Below are 19,976 nucleotides of genomic sequence, written 5' to 3'. Positions count from 1 at the left end.
GCAGCCCTCTTATCCGGTGTCCGGAAACAGTTGTCCGAATTTGAAGCGAAGATTTTGGGGTACTATTTAGACGGTCTTTCTTGCAGGGAAATTGCCAAGACGGTAGGCAAGCCCCCAAAGTCCGTGGACAACGCTGTGCAGCGTATTCGGCGCAAGGTAGCGCAGCAATTACTTTCCGGCGATTTCAGCGGAAGCTGAACGCAATATATTTTTCTTTTCAAAGAGAGGGTAAAATCATGTACGAAGACAAGACTTTAGTGTGCAAAGAGTGCGGCCAGGAGTTCGTGTTCACCGCCGGTGAGCAGGAGTTCTATGCTGAGCGCGGCTTCCAGAACGAGCCTCAGCGCTGCAAGGCCTGCCGTGATGCCCGCAAGAACGCCGCCCGCGGCCCTCGCGAGTACTTCACTGCTGTTTGCGCTGCCTGCGGCGGCGAGGCCAAGGTTCCCTTCGAGCCGAAGTCTGACCGTCCTGTTTACTGCAGCGAGTGCTTCGCCAAGATGCGCGACGAGCAGAGATAAATAGAGCGACACGTCTCTTGCACCAAAACGGCGTCCGTGAAAACGGACGCCGTTTTTTATGGAATATTGCCAAGGCAGTGCTTTTGACCGCACAGCCCGCATCTTTGCTTCACAGCTTTCCTAGATATCCGTACGGACAGCGGCTGGCTGTGGGAGTTTGCGCTATGGCTGTCTGAACTGCATGACTTCGCAAAAGCTGTGAAATTTCTTGTTTATCTCTTGAACTTCAGCTCATAATAGCGTATAATACCACCGTAAAATTTATATATTGGAGGACCTCTTATGATCAACATCACAAAAGACACCATTATTGGTGACATCCTGGATATCGCGCCCCATACCGCTCCTATTTTCCTGTCCATCGGCATGCACTGCCTGGGCTGCCCCTCCTCTCGCGGAGAGACTGTGGAAGAGGCCTGCATGGTCCATGGTGTGGATGTGGAAAAGCTGCTGGCCCTGGTGAACGAGGAAGCCAACAAGGCGCAGTAACCAAATTGACCGCGGTGGACGCATACGGAAGCTCCGTATGCGTCCTTCCATGGAACAAACCAGTTCTTGAAAAGGATTCTGTGATGCCGAAGCGTTTTGAATTGCCTCCCAGACTTGCGCTGATAGCCAGCTGGGTCCCGCCTGGCACAAAGCTCGCTGATGTTGGCACGGACCACGCCTATCTGCCCGTGTGGCTGTCGCTCCGCGGCCGCGTGAGCTGTGCCATTGCCAGTGACCTGCGGAAAGGCCCGCTGGAGCGGGCCAGGGAGACCGGACGGACCTATGGCGCCCAGAACATCGACTACCGCTTGGGCGACGGTCTGGCTTTTATCAGCCCGGAGGAGGCCGACACCATCGTGATTGCCGGTATGGGCGGAGAGAATATCGCCGCGATCCTGTCCGCCGCCCCCTGGACAGCGGACGGTTGCCACACCCTGCTGCTACAGCCCCAGACCCGGGCCGAGGAGCTGCGGCGCTTTTTGGCGGATCATGGCTACGCGATCCAGCGGGAGGCGCTGGTGATGGACCGGAGCATTCTCTATCCTGTGATGGAGGTCCAGGGCGGCGCTATGGCCCTGTCTCTGGGGCAGCTGTGGGGCGGCGCGAAGCTGCTCCACGACCCTTTGGGGGAGAAGTACATCCTTGAAAAGATCATCCGGCTGCAGGGCGCCGTGGCGGGACTGAACCGCTCGGGAGTACCAGCGGACCGGGAAAAGGCCGAGGGGCTGAGGGATGTCCTCACTGCCCTGCTGGCGATGCGAGAGGAGTGGCGCCATGCCAACTGTCCGTGAAATTGAACAGTGCCTGTTTGCACTGGCGCCGAAAGCAGGGGCCATGGACTGGGACAATGTGGGCCAGCTGCTGGGGGATCCGGAGCGTCAGGTCTCCCGGGTCTGCGTGGCCCTGGATATTACAGAAGCCGTGGCTGATGAAGCCATCGCGGCGGGATGTGAGCTGATCGTCAGCCACCATCCGGTGATGAACTGCAAGTGGCTGCCGGTGCAGACTGTCCGCAGCGATACGCCCCAGGGCCATCTGCTGATGAAGCTGCTGACAAATGGCGTCGCGGCCATCTGCATGCATACCAATCTGGATACAGCCAAGGGAGGGGTCAACGACCGGCTGACGGAAGTACTGAAGCTGATCGACCCTGGGCCTCTGCCGGACGACGAAGCACAGCTCTGCCGGGTTGGAACATTGACAGGCGAAATGCCTTTACAGGAGTTTGCCGCTTACGTTTGCAGCGCTTTGGGCAGTAATGGCGTCCGGTTCTCCGGATGCAGGCCTGTTCACCGGGTCGCGGTGGGCGGCGGTGCCTGCGGCGATTTCCAGCAGCTGGTCATTGCCGCCGGGTGCGATACCTTTGTCACCTCTGACCTTTCCTACCACGATTTTCTGGACGCGGAATGGAAGGGACTCAACCTCATCGACGCGGGCCATTTCCCAACGGAGGACCCCATCTGTGAAACGCTGGTCACATATTTGACAGATCAGTTCCCGGAACTGTTTGTTTTCAAGTCCGCTTCCCATCGGGAAGTGATACAGTACATTGTTTGAAGGAGAATATCACTATGTCTGGACATTCCAAGTGGCATAACATCCAAAAAACTAAGGGCGCTCAGGACGCCAAGCGTTCTGCGGCCTTTACCAAGATCGCCAAAGAGATCATCGTGGCCGTGAAAGAGGGCGGTGGCTCCGGCGACCCTGCCAACAACTCCCGCCTGGCCACTGTCATTGCCAAGGCCAAGGCTGTGAACATGCCCAACGAGAACATCAAGCGTACCATCGATAAGGCGCTGGGCGCCGGCAGCACAGAGAACTTTGAGGCTGTTACCTATGAGGGCTACGGTCCTGGCGGCGTGGCCGTCATCGTGGAGGCTCTGACCGACAACCGCCAGCGCACCGCCCCCGAGGTGCGCCACGCCTTTGACAAATGCAACGGCAATCTGGGCGCGCAGGGATGCGTCAGCTGGTCCTTTGACAAGAAGGGCGTTATCGTCATTGACAATGAGGAGGGCGAGCTGGACGAGGACACCGTTATGATGGATGCTCTGGACTCCGGTGCCGAGGACTTTGAGGCCGACGGTGCCGCTTTGGAGATCACCACCGATCCCGACGCTTTCAACGATGTGGTGAAAGCTCTGGAAGGGAAGGGATACAGTTTTGTCAGCGCGGAGATCGAAATGGTTCCCCAGAACTACATCACTCTCAGCGATGAAGGCGACGTGAAGAATATGGAGAAGCTCATCGATATGCTGGAGGACAGCGACGATGTGCAGAACGTCTGGCACAACTGGGACAACGATTGAGCTTGATTTCTGACAGATCAGAAAAAGAGAAAGCGGCATATCGCCGCTTTCTCTTTTTTAGTCAATGATTCAACAAAACTAAACTTTTGTTTATAAGTTGGCGAGTGACAACAACTATCCTAACTTTTACACCTATTTCCAGCGGTCCGCATACTTTGAAAATGAAGGGGGGATCCATTGTGCGTTTTTCTCAGGACTATGATCGGGCCGCGGCGGTGCTGTACGCCCATCGCTGGGCCTATGGCCGGAATCCGGCCTTTTATGATTACGAAAAGCTGGGAGGCGACTGCACCAATTTTGCCTCCCAGTGCATTTTTGCCGGAAGCGGCATCATGAATTTCACGCCCACCTATGGCTGGTACTATATCGACGCCAATCAGAAAGCTCCCGCCTGGACGGGGGTCCCATATCTCTACAATTTCCTGACCCGCCGTGAACCGTCGGTGGGGCCGGCCGGAGAGCCTTGCGCTCTGGAGGATCTGCGGCCTGGAGATCTGATCCAGCTTTCCTTCAAGGGTGAGGAGTTCCAGCATTCGCCCATTGTGGTGTCCACCGGATGGCCCATCACTGCCGACAATGTACTGGTGGCGGCCCACAGCTATGACGCTGATAACAGGCCTCTGTCCAGCTATGAATACCGGGATATCCGGTTTATCCATATCATTGGTGTTATGCGGCCATAGGGAAAATTTAAGGATTATTCACAAAGGCTTTCCGGAAAATGGTATGATGGGGATATTCTAACGAGGGAGGATATCTCCATGAAAAAACTGCTTATCTGCCTGCTGGCCCTGGTGCTGGCGTCGTCGCTGATGGCACCCATGGCCTCTGCCGCAGGCTATACCGATATTCCCGCCGGCAGTTCTCTGGCGGGAGAAGTCCAAAAGGCGGTGGACTACGGCCTGATGAACGGGTATACCGATACGATATTCGGCTACTCCAACTCTATGACCCGCGCCCAGTTTACCGCGGTCTTGGTGCGGATGATGGGCTGGGAGACGGAGACCCCGGTGACGGCGACTTACACGGACGTTCCGGCGGAGAGCACCTGGTACACTGCCATTGAGACTGCGGCGGCCCATGATGTCACCGGCTCTGGCACTGCCTTCCGTCCCAATGATTCCGTCACCCGGGGAGAGATGGCGGAGCTGCTGGTGCGGGCCCTGGGACTAGAAACCGCGGCAGCAGCCCTCAACAGTTCCAGCTTCCCATTTTCCGATGCCTATGAAATTCTCCACGGCAGCCTGCCCTTCACGGACCTGCCCCAGGGAAACGAGGGCTTTATCTCTGTGGCCTACGCTATCGGCATGACCAAGGGAGCCACGGCCACTACCTTCGCTCCCAATGCCACCGCCACCCGGGCTCAGGCGGCAGCCATGCTGGTGCGAATCTATGAAAAGCTCCATCAGGAGACGGATTTTGTCCACGGTTTCTACGCCATCTCCTCCCACAGCCAGCTGAATCTGGCGGAAGAAATGGATGCTGTCAGCGCCGGGTGGAGCCGCATGACCTGGGATGGAGAGACCGCCCTGCTGGTCACCACCAGCGCAAACGGCAACGAGTATGCCATTCCCAGTGGCTATCAAGAGGTCACTTCCGCTCTGGAAGAAAATCGTGTACCCCTGCACCTCAGTGTATTTATGTCCGGCGACAGCCTCAAGGTGATGCTGGCCTCAGAGAGCGGCAGACGCCAAGCTGTAGAGCAGATCGTAAACGAGGTGACAGTGGATTACAAGACCATCGGTAAAAGTCCATACAGCGGCGTCACCATTGATTTTGAGGGCTTGCGCGGCGCTCAGAAAGCGGACTTCATCTCCTTTTTGTCAGAGTTGGACCGAGAACTGGAGGCGCTGGAGAAGTCCCTGTACGTTTGTGTATCCCCGGTGCTCAGCAGCGGCTATTATGACGGGGCCTGGTACGACGGTTATGACTATGGAGCCATTGGGTCTCTGGCAGACAAAGTTATTCTGATGGCCTATGACTATGACACCCAGGATATGAGCCAGTTCCTGGGCGGGACCTACCATCAAACTGCCGCAACGGCTCCCATCGATCAGGTCTACTTGGGGCTGAAGAATCTGGCGGAGGCGGTGCCTGACACTTCAAAAATCGTGCTGGGCTTCAGCGCGAAAGCCACCGCATGGCAGATTGACGAGACTGGCAAGCTGGTCTCCAGCACGCCGGTGTATCCTGCCACTAACACTGTGGCGAAGCGTCTGGCCCAGCCGGACACGGAGTATCACTGGTCCAGTACGTATCAACAGCCCTATGCCATCTATACCACAGAGGACGGCGGGCGGTATTTCCTATGGTATCAGGACGAAGAGAGCGTTCAGATTGCCCTGAACGCTGCCAAACTGTTGGGTGTTACCGGCGTCTCTATCTGGCGGCTGGGGCTGATTCCACAGTACGCCAATTATGACTGGAGCGGGCTGCTGGTGTAATACTATTTCTTGATAAAAAAGATTTAATCGTTTTATTGAGAATTAGTATAAAAGGGAAGAGGGCCTCACTTTTGAAAAAGCACCGTATGGAATGGGTATCAGCCATTCCATACGGTGCTTTTTCAATCTTCCTTTTTCTTTGGCTGCTTCACACGTGACAAGGGATTTGCCTTTGCAGCCACGCGAAGAGATTCGTTATCGATATGGGTGTAAATTTCCGTGGTGTTCAAGTGGTCGTGTCCCAGGACCTCTTGGACCGCCCGGACATCCACGCCATTTTGCAGCATCAGCGTGGCGGCGGTATGGCGTAGCTTATGGGAGGAATACTGGGTGCTGTCGATCCCGGCGGCGCCCAAGCGCTTTTTCACCATGGCATGGACCATGGAGCGGCTGATGCGCTCGTTGCGGGATGACAGGAACAGCGCGTTTTGGTCCCGACCGGAAATGGGCCGCCGCACTGCCAGATAGTGCTTCAGCGCGTCCTGACAGGCGTCATTGAGATAGAGGATGCGGACCTTGTTGCCTTTTCCCAGGACCCGCAGGGCGTCACCTTGAATGTCCGTGACATTCAGGCCGACCAACTCGGAGATCCGAAGCCCGCAATTGAGGAACAGCGTCAGGATACAGTAGTCCCGCTCCTGATTCTTGCCATCAACAGTGTTCAAAAGCTGAATGCTTTCATCTAAAGTCAGGTATTTTGGCAGTGATTTCTTCAGCTTTGGAGAATCGATATCTTTGACAGGATTTTCACGAAGTTGGTGAGTCTTATTGGTCAAGTAGTTGTAGAACGAGCGGATCGTGGCGATTTTCCTGGCTCTGGACGCGGCATTGAGACCGTAATCAGAGTTGGGACTATTCTGATGCTGGATGCGGTCACGGCTGAGATAAGTCATGTAGCCATAAATGTCCGTCAGGGTCACGCTGGACACGAACGCCAGATCCACATCCAGGATGTCGATCTCGTCCAGCGGCTTGTCCCGGAGCGCCGGATCACGGAGCTGCTTTAAATAACGGAAGAAATTCCGCAGATCCAGAAAGTATTCATCGACGGTCCGTTTGGAATGAGCTTTGATGGTTTCATGATACGACAGGAAGTCCCGCAGGATATCCGGCGCTTCAGTACGGTAATCAGTCATAAGGCATTGGCGGGATAAACCGTTTAGAAAGGGCTTTGGAGCCTATTTTCCCTCCCCTATATTGAACAAAATTATTATTTTGTTCAATTAATCATATCCCTGCAAAACCTCCCTTCTGCATAGCGCTCTCAGCATGGACATAAAATCAGGCGTTTGCGGCAAGCTATCTGTGAACCCGATACAAATCCGAACAGAAATGGATGATGCATCATGAGCCTGATCCCATGCACCAGCGAATGTGTTTATCAATGCGACGGCGTATGCACGTTGGACAGCGCGGCTGCTGCCGGGTTGCCGTCCTTGGGCGGCGCCTGCATCCACTTTATTCCGACGGACGCAAAGCGGCTCGGATCGCCTCACCGATATTGCGGGCTGGGATCAGCCGCAGACCCGGAAAGCTGCCGAGATGCTCCGCTCGATGAGCCGGCACCACGCAGCTCTGAAAACCCAGCCGCTGGACCTCAGAGATTCTCTGGGCCAGATGATTGACGCTCCGCAGCTCTCCAGTCAGTCCTACCTCCCCAATGGCTACCATGCCGCTGGGAACCGGGCGGTCCAGATAGCTGGAGGCCAGGGCCACCACTGCCGCAAGATCAGCGGCAGGTTCGTCCAGCCAAAGGCCGCCAATGATGTTCAAATAGGCGTCACAGGCGGACACTTTTAAGCCGCCCCGCTTTTCCAACACTGCCAACAGCATAGATGCGCGGTTATAATCGAATCCATTGCTGGTCCGTCGGGGCGTTCCTCCCGAAGAGGACACGAGTAGTGCCTGGATCTCCGCCAGCACTGGCCGGACGCCCTCCATCACACAGGTGACACAGGTGCCTGGAGCGTCGTCAGGACGGCCGGACAGCAGCATTTCCGAGGGATTCTCCACTTCCTCCAGGCCCGCGTCCCGCATCTCAAAGACGCCGATCTCATTGGTGGCGCCAAAGCGGTTTTTGGCTGCCCGCAGGATGCGGTATGAGGTGTGCCGGTCTCCCTCGAAATACAGCACACAGTCCACCATGTGCTCCAGCACCTTGGGACCGGCAATGGAGCCTTCCTTGTTGACGTGGCCGATGACGAACACAGTCACACCTTGCCCCTTGGCCAGCTGCATCAAGGCCATGGTGCAGTCCTTCACCTGGCTGACGCTGCCCGCGGGCGAATCCAGCCCTTCATCATATAGTGTTTGGATGGAATCCACGATCAGAATATCCGGCTGTTCTGCGGCGACGGATTCCAACACATCTCCCAAGCTGGTCTCAGAGATGACGTACAGGCTGTTATTTTCCGCACGTAAACGTTTAGCACGCAATTTTAACTGGTGCTCTGATTCCTCACCGGATACATACAGCACTTTCGAGAACTCGCAAAGCTTGCTGCAGATTTGCAGCATCAGCGTCGATTTTCCGATGCCGGGAGCGCCGCCCACCAGCACCAGAGAGCCTTTGACCGCGCCTCCGCCCAGGACTCGGTCCAGTTCCCTCATGCCGGTGGGAAACCGGATCTCTTCGTCGGCGCGGAGGTCCGTCACCGGACAGGCCCGGCGAGTCACGGGAACAGCAGATATCTTTCCCCCGCTTCTGGAGCCGGTTCTTGGACGCTCCGGCTGCTCCACGATGGTATTCCAAGCGCCGCAGGCGGGGCACTTCCCCGCCCACTTTGCTGTCTCATTTCCACATTCTGTGCAAAAAAACATGGTCTTTTGTTTCATGGAAGTTCCTCCCTGGAAAGGCGGCAGCCAGCGGCCACCGCAGCGGCGATGCGCCGCTGATAGGCCGGGTCCTGCAGCCGCAGAGTCTCCTCTTTGTTGGAGAGAAAGCCGCACTCTACCAGGATGCCCGGCGCTGTTACGTGCTTCATCAGGTAAATGGTAGGTTGGATCTGGCGGGCCTTTTTTTCGTTGCCAGCGTTGACAGTGCTGTTCAGCGCTTCCTGGACACGCTCTGCCATGGCTTCCGCCCCCTCCTGCCGGTTCCAGAAAACTTGCGCGCCATGAGTCACGGTCGAGGATGGCAGGCTGTTTTGGTGGATGCTGACCAGCAGGGCGTTCTCCGTGCCGTTCACCAAGGCTACCCGGTTTTTCAGATCCGAAGCCTTCCGCTGCCGAATAGTGGCAAGATCCGGATCGCAGATGGTCACGTCCTCCGTACGGGTCATGACAGTCTGCTGACCCAGCAGCCGCAGCAGATCGCTGACCTGCCGCGCCACGGCCAGGTTTAAATGGCTCTCCGCCACGCCGTCCGGCGACACGGCTCCGCCGTCTTCCCCACCGTGACCTGGATCGATGATGAATACTGGACTGCTCTCCGAGGCGGCAAATACCGGCAAGAATGTCTGGTGATGGCCCGCGAAGATCACCCAGGCCAGCACAGCCAAAAAGCAGCAGAAGCAGGCAGCAAGGCTCCGTTTACTCATGCGCAACAGAAGGATCATTGGCAACACCCCTAGGGAGACTATGCCTGCCTGCTTATCCTATATGTTTTTGATTATAGCTTTTTTTTCCACTGAAATCAAGAGGGACTCCCCTGCTGTTGACGGAACGCCGATCCCGTCGGCGGCATAGGATGGCTTGAGTGCGCAGAACCGCGCACCGACCATTCCAAAGGAGGCATCGATATCCAATGGAAAAACCCGATCAAACTGTTTCTACGCCGTGCGGCATTGATAAAGGCTCCCTGCCGGGGACCTGTGCGCCGCTGGCATTTCCCTATATCCCGATGCAGGACAACAATCCCGTTCGGTACAGCCGAATGGAAGCCCTGGAGACCGGGACACTCTTCCCCGGCCTGAACCTGCCCTTCAAGGCGGCCATCCAGGCAAAGACCAAGCTGGCCAACACCGCCCTGGTGGAGCTGATGGCCTTGGACTTTGCCATCAAGGAGCTGAATCTTTACCTGGATACCCACGCAAATGACCAGGAGGTTTTGCAGCTCTATTGGTCCTATATCAAGCTGGCCAAGGAGGGCCGGGAGAAATATCAGAAGATGTACGGCCCTCTGATGAGCAGCGATCTGACCCCGGAGGATGGCTACGCCTGGCTGAACGACCCGTGGCCCTGGGATATAGGAGGGAATGACTGATGTTTGTCTATGAGAAGAAGCTGCAATATCCCGTTAAGATCAAAAATACCAATCCAAAGCTGGCGGCGGTGATTATCAGCCAGTATGGTGGCCCGGACGGTGAGCTGGGCGCTTCCCTGCGCTATTTGAGCCAGCGTTATTCCATGCCCTGGGCAGAGCTGAAGGGATTGTTGACCGATATCGGAACAGAAGAATTAGCCCCACGAAAATAGAAATAAGAATCCCTGCTGAAATCAGCAGGGATTCTTATGCTTTTTTCTATTTTACCGCCCAATTCCAAACTTATCAAGCCCAAATTTATCAAGCCCAAATTTATCAATCCCGTACCCACCGGTCAATTTCGGCATGATGTCCGGCACTTTTGTTGTGACTTTCCCCTGTCTGCTTTCGCCGCCGGATGCTGTCAGCTTTGGTGCAATATCATACCACGGCGCGTCGCTCAGGGTGCTCTTTGCCCAGCCGTTTGCAAAATACAGTGCGTCTTTCTGCGCAACGGTAATGTCCATACGGTTGATTGCGTCCAGCACCTTCCGTTTTTTAGAACCGGAAATGCTCTTCCCGTTGGCGTCCCGATCCGCTTCCAGTCCAGTGGTTGCCGCCTTATACTTCCAGTACTGCACCGGCGTAATCCCGCTGGAGGTCTCCAGCTCTGTCTGCTTTTGCAGGTCGCTGTCGCTGGCCAGGCTTGCAAAGTATATCTCTGCTTTCGACTTCTCACTAAGGTCTGCGCTCTCCAAATACTCCATTTTTTGCGTGTTGGAACTCTTGCCGTTCTTTGTCTCAAAGTCCTTCGTATCAAAATAATAGGTGTAGTATTCGTCATATGGCACGCCGTTCTGGTTTGCCTGCTGTGCTTTCTCGTATACATCCTTGCTGTATACCTCAATTGCATATTCCGCCCCAAAGCATTCCCGGTTTGCCTCCCGGTACGCCCTGTCCAATGCCTCGTCAGAGTTTCCTTTTAAATGCCTCTTTACAGATACCTGATAAGTCTCCAAACATCTCAGGGCATTCTGCTGAATGCCGTTCAAGACCGCCCTGGCTTCCCGGACTTTCCGTTTCTTCTCTGCGTCCGAAATGTCCGATTCTTCGATATCCCGGATCTCCCCATAAATATCTGAACAGGCAGACTGCTGTTTGCTCCAGAAACGACTTACCACCTTAGCTACAGCATCTCCTCCATTCTTAGCGTAGGTCAGATCGTCGCTCATGTCGTAGAACTCCCCACTGATCTTGTTGCTGGACACGCTGTCTACTAAAAATGCCTTGGAAAACATATTTCGTTCCGCTTGGGGTGTCAGCAAAGGCAGGACGAAATCCCCCACCACGCCGGTGTACTGGTCCAGCAGATAATTGATTTTCTTGGGGGATAGTCCCAACTGCTTTCCGATGAATTTAGAAAACACATCTGTGGAACTGTCATAGCGTTCTCCCGGTGCGTAATTGCGGAGGCGCTGACTTTCAATATCTCCGCCATACCATGTTTTTCCCGGACTGGACGGGTCAAACAGGTCTGTATCCACAAAGGCAGACACGATATTGGTTTTCAGTGGATTGGCGGGCGCTACCTGGTTTCCCACGGTGGTAATAAAATCTCCCCAGTCCACATCTTTCCCATTTGAAATATCCTGAATGCGGTCTGCGGTCATGCCAAGGATGGAAAGTTCCCGGCCCTTTGGGATTTTCAACCAGATACCGCCTTTGATCTTAAAGAGGTAATTGGTATCCTTGTCGCTTTCCTTCAAATCTTCCCATTCATCGTCATCTCCGTACAGCAGATTATTCAAAACCGTCGGCACGATACCCAGCACCGCCGCTCGGACAGCCAGCTTTGCCCACTCCTTGGCCCCCCTGGTCTCTGTGACCCGGCGCACCATTTTGTCAAAGCCCTGGATGCCCGGATTCAGGAAAGGCACAAAGTTTGCGTTCAATACCTTTCCCAGCGTCCCGGCCCGTCCAAAGTTCACCGTCACATCCGCCGCCGCGTGCATGGCGTCCATCAGGTTCTCCATGGAGCCGTCCCCAGTTTTGACCACAGACATGAATTCCGCCAGACGCGGTGCCTGTTCCATTGCCATGTTCAGCGCTTCCATCTTGGCTGCCATTTTAGCGATTTTTCCGTTTGCCTCCTTTACCGTTCCGGTCTGATAGTCAAAAACAGAGGAAAAGGATCCGCCAAGGGCTTTGTACTGCTTCCAGAATGCGCTGTCACTGGCAATCTCCTTCAGCGCCAGTGGATAGTTCCTCGCAAACGCCGCGGCATCCCGGCTGTACAGCCCTGCTGTCTGGAGGTCTCGCACAGTGTTCCGCACAGTAAATGTGGGATTATAGCCCGTTACCAGGGCCTTGAACAGGTTGTTTCCTGCCCGAATGGCTTTGACGATGGTGTTGCTCTCCTGCGCGTCCGGAGACAGCGCCTTTACGGCGTCAAACATGGACGGATCCACCTTCAATTCATATTTTTTCCCGTCCTTATAGACTGTAAAGGTATTCTCCTTTCTGAATCCGGTTTCTTGCTGGTCAAAGGTCTCCGTACTGAAATCGGACGTGTATTCCTGCGCGTCGAGTATGTATCTTTTGACCTTTTCCGAGCGGCTGCTGCTTTGGTAGTCCTCCAACAGGCGGGCGCCGAAGCGGTTCTTACTGCCCTCCCGGACCACCTGCATAGTCTGCTTTCCCAGCGCCTCATGCAGCGGCACAAGCTTCTGGTTCCCCCCCTGGGCAAGCCCAATAGTCCTGCCGATCTGCACCGACTTGATGTCTCGGCCTCTCGGGACCTTCTCCGTTTGCCTGAAGGTCGGTACATAGTTCGGATAGTATTTCTCCAGGAAAGCCGCGTCCTCCTGCGTCATAAGGCCGCTGTCCACCCGATACTGCATCAGATTCTTCACATATGCCCGCACCTGCTTCTGATACTGGGCAAACTCCGGGTGTTCCCGCAGAAGGCGGTCAGACCGCTCCTGGCTCATCTCTGCCGTCAGCTCCCATCCAAATACCGGCTTGTTGCCCATCGCATCCGCCTGATTCAGTTTCCGCAGCAAGCGCAGGCGCTCCTTTGCCAACGCCGCTTCCTCAGCGTCGATGCTGTTGGCCTTTCTTTGTAAGCGGGCCTCCGTCAGCTGTGCCACATCGGGATTGTCCCTGTCAAACTCCCGCAGCGCCATCTCCGCTTCCAGCTTCGCCGTATTCTCACCGGATACCAGGCTCATGCGGTCGATGTTGTGGAGGTCGAACATGTAGGTTTGGAATAGCTCATAGTATTTCTCGCCTTTTGCCCGGATGGGCTTAAAAATGCTGTTCAAGCTCTCCCCTACCCGCTTGCCGGTAATATCTGTCTGTTCCCCCTGGATCATGTTGACGCCGGCCGAGGCAGAGGAACGGGCCATGTTGTAAAAGGAATACAGGTATTTATCCCCCACGGCTTTCCCCATCCGGGTCACACTGTCTCCCGCATCCACCATCTTCCGCATGAAATAACTTCGGGCTTCGGACAATCCCTCTCCCGCGCTCTTTCGCTGCGCCTTTGTCCCGGCGCTGACCAAGCCCTCGGACGCTTCAAATCTGGCGTCCCGTGCCGTACTGATTGGTGTCGCAGCGTCTTGATAAAGCTGGATAAGCTCATCCATATCATGCTTGGAAACAGGTATCTGGCTGGTTTCCGGCGGCGCCTCCTCCTGCTGCAAAGCCCGCATCCTGGCATCATAAACATGATCCGCCGGAGTCACAGGGTCTATGAGGTCGTTTTCGTCCCGTGCCAGAGCGTCCATATATCCCTCCGCCTCTGTGTCGCCTGGAATGGCCCTTCGTTCCGCCGTCCGGCTGCTTCCTTCAAATTCCGGCGTGCGCTCATCCAGCATCGGCATTCTCACCTCCGGAAAGCCCCTCATGCGGAGCTGTCCGCCGGATCCCAGCTCCACACCGTCCCGCTGATTCTGCATCAGTTCCCGCAAAGACGGCCCCATGGAGAATTGCCCGTCATCCAACTTGGGCATAATATCTTCCGTTGCCAGGCGTTTGTTCTTGACTTCCTGCACCTTTTGCAATAAACTAAGTACAGAAGGAACATCGCCTCCGGGATCTCCGCTTTTGCGGCCCCCGGTCTTGAAGGGCGCTGTTCCTTTTTCCGTTATCAGCACCTCATGTACATAAAAGCTGTTTTCCTGCTGACTCCGATTCAGAACAACACCTGCTAAATAATTCTCACCGCCAATGGTAATTGGGGCAGCTACCACGGCGGTATCATATCCCCTTCCCTTCCAATTTGTCTGGTAATCAATAACGTGTCCACTTGCCAATACGCTAGGCACCGCCGCAAATGCGGCGGCCTTTTTTCTGCCGATTCCATGGGAAATATCGGCCTTTATGCCATTCCGGGTCAGCTTCACATCACCCAATTGCGGATTAAACACCATGTTTCCCAAGGCATCAAAGAAATTTGTGACCTGAGATACCAGGTCGATCTCCCCCTTTGCAAACTCGGTTCCCTGCACGGCGGCCACCGGATCCATCTGCGCCACAGTTTGGATTCCCTGCCGCACTGTATCCGGTTTAATCACACCGGGAATATAATCCTGCGCTGCCCCACCGTGATCCGCAAACACCGTATTTTCGTCCCCCAGCCGGGGCATTTTCAAGGTCCGCTCCTCCGCCGTCAGCCCTCGCCTGGCCGCCGCGTCCCGGGCCTCGATCTCTCCGGCGGTGTTGCGGTACAGCGACTCTGCGTCCGGCTTTCTGGCATTTATTTCTTTGAGCTTCTGGTAAATGTCTCCATACAGTTCCTCCTGGAGTTTCGCATACTCTGGGATATTTTTCTGAATAAATTCCTTTTCCAGCAGGTCTGCCTGTTCACTGGTGATTTCTCCATCCATTTCCTGAGCAAGGAGCTTATCATTATATGCCTCCAATCCAACAGAGTCGCCCAACTCGCTCATGCGCTGGACGATCTTTTCTTTTCTGCGCTGCAATACCCGTGTATCGACCCAATCATCTGCGCTCTGGGTCATGATCTCCCAGTATCCAGGGCTGGCCCCACCGGTGAATCCCTCTGCCCGCTGAATAGCGTGCTGCACCTCATGAATTAAGGTGTCATCCGGAGCGCTTTTCAGTAACTGATTCAAGGTAATGGTATTAGTAAACCGATCAAAGGATCCATGGTCTCCTGCTTTAAGGTCTGCAAACCGCACCTGCACATTCTTTAGCTCCGGATAAGCACCGAACAACTCCTCATGCTGGATATAGTCCCCCAGTCTGGTCGTCCCTGGTGCGTCCGTTCGGGCAGTGCGCATCCCGCTGTCGTCGATCTCCCAGCGCCATTTCCCATCCATGCCCCGGTACCAGCCCGTTTCACGATGGATGGCATCGGCGGCCATTCCCTGCCGCTCCATCTCCTGGGCCGTCTGCAAGGCTCTCAGGTCCGCAGTCCGGGCATTGGCCCCCGCAAAGGTATTCTGTGCCGCTCCGGCTCCGGCCTGCTCTCCCGCGCTCCGTAGGGCCTTCTCATACAGCCGCTGGGCGTCGATCAGGAAGCGCTCCTCACTGGTTCCCCGCACTTTGGCGACAGCATCCCGGATCCAATCATAGATTCTCTGGAACAGATTGCGGTCCGTCTGCAAGAGCCGCCGGATGCTCCGTTCATCCTGGAACAGATAGTCCTCCGCGAACTTGGCCACCATTTCCCGGCTGGCGCCGTCCTCATCCAGCTCCACGCCGTTGTCCCGATAGATCTGCTGCACGTCACTCTGCAGCGCGTCCACGTCCGCGCCCAGGTCCTCCGCGATAAAGGACATGACCCGCTGAGAAAACTGTCTATACAGGCCGCTGGTCTCCATGTGGTGGGTCAGCTCGTGGACCAGCACCTGACGGACGGGATTTGCCGCCGCCGGGTCGATGGTTATCACATTGTTCTGATACTCTCCCGCCGCTCCATTCGCCAGCTTGTCCACTGTCAGATCAGCGCCAAAACGTTTTGCAATCTCCCTCGCCTGTGTAAAGGAATTTTGCCTTTCAGGCGCAATACTTTCTAGTTTTTTGCTCCACGCAAGGCTTCCATCCGGGTCCAGCTTCGGCATGATATCCCCGCTGTCTGCTTTTTTACCGACACCTTCCACAGCGCCGCCCAGGTCGATGTACCTACCCTTTTGCACCGCCGAGTTCAAAAGCGCCTGACCACCGCCCAGGATGCCGCCTACAACGGCTCCGCCCTTGAACTCCTCCAGCGCGGTCCTTGGATTCAGAATGGCATTTTCATCCTGCGTCGAGAAAACGGGATTCTCCTTCTGGTAGATCAGATTTTGCAGGCCGCGCTCCAGGATGCCCTGTACGACCTCCTCCCTGCCCTCGTCCACCATGCTCTCGATCCAGGCTTTGACCGCGCCCTTCCCCGCCTGCATTTCAGCCGGTAGGGTCTCGATACCGCCGCCCACTTCAACAGCCGCGTTGAGCAGGCCGTTCCCCAGGGCGTAGAGGTTCGCTTTGCTGTCGCTTGCCCCGTCTGCCTTTGCCGCCTCATAGCTTTTTCCGGCAGTTTGAAAGAAGCTGTTCCACAGCTGGGGGTCCTTCCCCATCCTCAGCAATGCCGTCCGCAGCGTATTGGTGACCCCAGGAGCAGCCTGCATCCCCGTCTGCGCGGCTTTGGCCGGAGCCGCCATCATGGCCAGGACCGCGTTTGGGATCGCCGCTGCCGTCATGGTCCCGTACTGGTCTGCGATAGCCGCCGCTTTGCCTCCGGCCTCCACATTGGGCGCAAAGTATTCCTCGTTGGTCTGCTTGGCCTTTTGGAAATGCTGGTTGATATCCTGCAACGGCGTTGCGGCGCCGGGCAGCAGCGCCCCAACTGTGTTCTTCTCCAGCCAGGCAAGCGAGGAAGTGACCCCGGTCGCAAATTCGTCCCCGCCCTTGGCCAAGGCTCCCATAGCAAGCTTTCCGGCGCTGAACGGCGCGGTGCCCGACCGACCGCCGCTTTTGCCGGATGCCTCCCTGTGCAGAGGCCTGCTGCCGGAAATGCCGCCGGAAGTATCTGATGTGCGGACCACTTTTTTCTCAGCCGCTACCCGCAGCTCCTTCATCTTCCTGTCGATGTCCATGATCGCGCCGGTGTCCAGGTCCGCCTGGGCCTGCCGCCGCTGGTTTTGCAGCTGGATGGTCTGGGCCTTCACGTCCTGTGCTTTCTGCTTCGGTGTCTGCGTCTGCGCGGGCGTGGCCCTGGTCCACGCCTCGCCGCTGATGTCTGTCATGCGCTTCGGCGCGGCGGGCTGTGTGCCGCCGCCATACACCTTGTTCTGCAATCGCTTGATAGCGGAAGAGGGCTCCGCAGAGCCCTCCTGTTCCCCATATACCTTTCTTCTCAGCCGTTCGACCGCGCTTTCCATCCTGTACCTCCTTACATCGCCATCCCCAGGGCCTGCATGATGCTCTCCGCCCCGGCCTGGGTGATCCGGTTGCTGTCCAGAGCGTTCTCCAGCACCACCGCCAGGGTCTCCGGGTCCGCCCCCTTGGCCCGCTTGAACTGGATATCGCTCAGCACCATGTTGTAAGCGGGACCGTAAGCGCCGGACTCCGAATTGGCCTTGACCGTCGCGTAGTCCAAAGGCGCGACCCTGCCGCCCTGGTCATTCTGATACTTCGCCCACGCCTGATCCGCCGTCATGCCTCCGGCGGCTGCCTGCGACCGGCTCCCCCAAAGGCCGTCGGCGCTCACGCCGTAATATTTTTGCAGCTCCTGGATCTGGCTGCTGGACAGGCTGCCGTTGTTGAAGCCGCCGTATGTGCCGCTCCGTGTGCCCGTCACGGTGGGCGTGGCCGTCTGGGTCCCTCCCGCCGCCGATCCCAGGATGCTTGCCGCCTCACCCGCGGAGATGCCCGCCGCCGTCAGCGTGGAGCTGTCCGGCATGATGCCGGACGCCAGCAGGTTCAGGGCGTAGGTCCTGGCGCTCTCCATGTTCTGGCTGTTCAGGTTCTGCTGGTTCCAGTAGTTCTGGTTCGCCATCTGCTGCTGGCTCTGTACGTAATTCGACCACTGGCCCTGGATATTCTGGAGATAGCTGGCCAGCTCCTGGGCCGTCTGCATATCGCCGGTGAGCTGGGCATTGACAATGGCACTCTGCAGCTCCTTCACGGTTGCCAGCCGCTGCTTTTCCAGCTCCGTCAGGTTGTTCTGATAGGCTGTCTCCGTGGCGATCCGCTGGCTGTCCGCCATGCCGCCGGCATATCCATTCACACGGAGCTTCTGATCCAGGTTCTTCTCTCCCAGCATCTTGTTGATGTACGCCTGCCGGGCCAGCTCGTTGGTCTCCTCGTTGGCGGTGTCGATCTGGTCCTGATAGCCTCTCACGGCGTTCTGCACCGCCGCCCGGATAGCCGCCTGTGTGGCGTCGGAGTACTGGCTGTAGCCGCTGCTGTTCAGGAAGTCCTCAAAGGACATGATATCCGTGCCGGGAGCAGAAACGCCGGGGGCGGTCCCGCCGCCCTGTGGCTGATACGTGCCCTGGTTCAGTTCGTACAGGGAGCCCAGCAGCGCCCCGCTGTCCCTGGTCCCCTGCTCAGGAAACATCAGATTCAGGTAGTTCTGCTGCTCGGCGCTCACGTCGTTGGTGGGCAGGCCCCAGGCCCGCCGCCGCGCGTCCACGCTGCTCAGCGCCCCCAGGTCCGTCACATTGCCCGCCTTGTCGATGGTGTAGCCGTAGCCGCTGCGGATCTCATTGGCCAACCGGTTGGCCTCGTCCCCGCTGAGCTGCCCCGCCTGCATCCGGGCGCGGATATCCTGGATGCGCTGCCGGTCCGCCGCCGTCAGCACCTCATTGTCCGACCAGGCCCCGCTCTGGTTATAGGTCCCGTTTTCGGCGTTGATGTCCCGGTGGGGCGTGTAGTCCGTCACGCCCTTCCTGGCCTTCACGGCGTACCCGTCCTCGTCGTAAAAGACGGTGTAGCCGTTGGATACGGCGTAGCTCCCCGCCAGGTCCGGGCGGCGGCTCATGTCCGCCCCGGACCCGCTCACCGGATTCTTGTAATAGGGATTGTCCGCCAGCATGGGCGTGCCATAGGCGGCCCCCGGCGTATAGCCGCCGGTCACATAGCCGGGACCCTTTGTCAGCTCCTTGGAGCCGCCGGAATAGACCCGGTCCCAGGTGTCCTTCACCGCGTCCTCCACATCCCTGCTGCTTCCCTTGGAGCTGCCGCTGCCCATGATGTCGCTCTTGCCCTTGTAGGGGTCCTTGCCGCCGTACTTGGCGTCGATCTTGTTCTGCCGCTCCGACTGGAGCCTGCTGATCTCCGACGCGCTGGCCCCGCTGTCCTTGGCCTGCTTGATGGCCAGGGAATAGTCCTTGTTGGGATCGTAATAGCCCATGCCCTTCCCCCCTTACACTTCCTGTTCCAGGGCCGTCTCCATCCCCGCGGACTGGAGCTTCCGGTCAAAGCCGCCGCCCCGGTAGACGAACACCAGCGTCCGCACCTGCTCATGGGTCAGGTCGATGACGTCGCCGTTGCCCTCCGGGTCGCTGCCGTCGCCCTGGATGATCCCGGCGGTCATCAGCTGCCCGATGACCGGCCGGAACTTCTCCGGGATGTCCTTCAGATATTTGTAAACCATGGTCTCCTCCCCGTCAAATTTGGGCCTCCACGCGCCCAGGATGTATTTGTTGGAGCGGATGCGCTCCATGACCTCGCCGCCGTTGGAATCGCTCTTGCCGGACGTGTTGCCCTCAATGGCCCGCACGCCGGACGGCAGCGCCGCTGTCACAAGGCCGCAGTGGTCCGTGGCTGCGCCGCCGGGAAAATCGTAGATCACCACGTCCCCTGGCCGGTATCCGCCCGTCACCCACTGTCCCGCCGCCCGGGCCGCCCCCAGGAACTGGCCGCAGGAGGCGGTCCTGACAGGCAGCGGCACGCCCGCCTGGGCGAATACCCACTGCACGAACATCATGCACCAGGGATACCCGTTCAGGCCGTACCATGCCCCGTATTTGGTCCTGTTGGAGCCTGCCGGGGCTTCCCGGTATCCCAGCTCTGCCCGGGC

General features: G+C 57.2%; 15 protein-coding genes and 1 pseudogene. 10 read left to right on the top strand and 6 right to left on the bottom strand.

Going from position 1 to position 19,976, the window contains the following annotated elements:
• From Q0Z69_RS14305 to Q0Z69_RS14270, 8 genes are all read left to right on the top strand, one after another.
• Nucleotides 1-198: sigma factor-like helix-turn-helix DNA-binding protein (locus Q0Z69_RS14305; RefSeq protein WP_298035017.1), on the top strand; the 198-nt coding region annotated here is incomplete at its 5' end.
• 38 nt (nt 199-236) lie between these two features.
• Nucleotides 237-518 carry a zinc-ribbon domain containing protein gene (locus tag Q0Z69_RS14300; protein ID WP_298035014.1) on the top strand — a complete coding sequence of 94 codons (282 nt, stop codon included), beginning with the start codon at nt 237-239 and terminating at the stop codon, nt 516-518.
• Nucleotides 519-800: 282 nt separating this feature from the next.
• The gene (locus tag Q0Z69_RS14295; protein ID WP_298035011.1) at nt 801-1,007 is read left to right on the top strand and encodes a DUF1858 domain-containing protein; all 207 of its coding nucleotides are present in this window, start codon (nt 801-803) and stop codon (nt 1,005-1,007) included.
• Between the two features lie 83 nt (nt 1,008-1,090).
• Nucleotides 1,091-1,798 (top strand): class I SAM-dependent methyltransferase, encoded by a 708-nt coding sequence (locus Q0Z69_RS14290; RefSeq protein ID WP_298035009.1) that lies wholly within the window; start codon nt 1,091-1,093, stop codon nt 1,796-1,798.
• Complete coding sequence (locus tag Q0Z69_RS14285; protein ID WP_298035006.1) at nt 1,782-2,564, top strand: Nif3-like dinuclear metal center hexameric protein; 783 nt, start codon at nt 1,782-1,784, stop codon at nt 2,562-2,564. Before Q0Z69_RS14290 ends, Q0Z69_RS14285 begins: the two co-directional genes overlap by 17 nt.
• Nucleotides 2,565-2,578: 14 nt before the next feature.
• Nucleotides 2,579-3,316 carry a YebC/PmpR family DNA-binding transcriptional regulator gene (locus Q0Z69_RS14280; protein ID WP_298035003.1) on the top strand — a complete coding sequence of 246 codons (738 nt, stop codon included), beginning with the start codon at nt 2,579-2,581 and terminating at the stop codon, nt 3,314-3,316.
• Nucleotides 3,317-3,477: 161 nt separating this feature from the next.
• Complete coding sequence (locus Q0Z69_RS14275) at nt 3,478-3,999, top strand: amidase domain-containing protein (RefSeq protein WP_298035000.1); 522 nt, start codon at nt 3,478-3,480, stop codon at nt 3,997-3,999.
• A gap of 78 nt (nt 4,000-4,077) precedes the next feature.
• Entirely contained in the window at nt 4,078-5,760 is a 1,683-nt protein-coding gene (locus Q0Z69_RS14270) for a glycosyl hydrolase family 18 protein (RefSeq protein WP_298034997.1), read from the top strand.
• A 122-nt stretch (nt 5,761-5,882) separates the two neighbouring features.
• On the opposite strand, the gene Q0Z69_RS14265 is transcribed toward Q0Z69_RS14270, so the two are convergent.
• The 3 genes from Q0Z69_RS14265 to Q0Z69_RS14255 form a co-directional block, all read right to left on the bottom strand.
• Entirely contained in the window at nt 5,883-6,896 is a 1,014-nt protein-coding gene (locus Q0Z69_RS14265; RefSeq protein WP_298034995.1) for a tyrosine recombinase XerC, read from the bottom strand.
• Nucleotides 6,897-7,218: 322 nt separating this feature from the next.
• Complete coding sequence (gene radA, locus Q0Z69_RS14260; RefSeq protein WP_298034992.1) at nt 7,219-8,595, bottom strand: DNA repair protein RadA; 1,377 nt, start codon at nt 8,593-8,595, stop codon at nt 7,219-7,221.
• Nucleotides 8,592-9,317, bottom strand: coding sequence for an N-acetylmuramoyl-L-alanine amidase (locus tag Q0Z69_RS14255; RefSeq protein ID WP_298034989.1), 726 nt, complete (start codon nt 9,315-9,317; stop codon nt 8,592-8,594). Before Q0Z69_RS14255 ends, radA begins: the two co-directional genes overlap by 4 nt.
• A gap of 188 nt (nt 9,318-9,505) precedes the next feature.
• On the opposite strand from Q0Z69_RS14255, the gene Q0Z69_RS14250 reads away from it, so the two are divergent.
• Both Q0Z69_RS14250 and Q0Z69_RS14245 read left to right on the top strand, forming a co-directional pair.
• Nucleotides 9,506-9,964 carry a spore coat protein CotJB gene (locus Q0Z69_RS14250; protein WP_298034986.1) on the top strand — a complete coding sequence of 153 codons (459 nt, stop codon included), beginning with the start codon at nt 9,506-9,508 and terminating at the stop codon, nt 9,962-9,964.
• Nucleotides 9,964-10,161 (top strand): annotated as a pseudogene (locus Q0Z69_RS14245) (manganese catalase family protein); the annotation flags it as partial. The gene Q0Z69_RS14250 and the pseudogene Q0Z69_RS14245, both read left to right, overlap by 1 nt.
• Nucleotides 10,162-10,227: 66 nt before the next feature.
• Here the strand turns inward: Q0Z69_RS14245 and Q0Z69_RS14240 are convergent.
• From Q0Z69_RS14240 to Q0Z69_RS14230, 3 genes are all read right to left on the bottom strand, one after another.
• Entirely contained in the window at nt 10,228-17,331 is a 7,104-nt protein-coding gene (locus Q0Z69_RS14240) for an LPD38 domain-containing protein (RefSeq protein WP_298034983.1), read from the bottom strand.
• An 11-nt stretch (nt 17,332-17,342) separates the two neighbouring features.
• A complete protein-coding gene (locus tag Q0Z69_RS14235) occupies nt 17,343-19,307 on the bottom strand; it encodes a hypothetical protein (protein ID WP_298034982.1) in 1,965 nt (654 codons plus the stop codon).
• Between the two features lie 12 nt (nt 19,308-19,319).
• A partial coding sequence (locus Q0Z69_RS14230) for a CHAP domain-containing protein (RefSeq protein WP_298034978.1) occupies nt 19,320-19,976 on the bottom strand: 657 nt, incomplete at its 5' end.

Origin of the sequence: uncultured Dysosmobacter sp., from assembly GCF_947631165.1 — a bacterium.
Classification (GTDB): domain Bacteria; phylum Bacillota; class Clostridia; order Oscillospirales; family Oscillospiraceae; genus Oscillibacter.
This window is presented reverse-complemented; position numbering and strand designations above follow the sequence as displayed.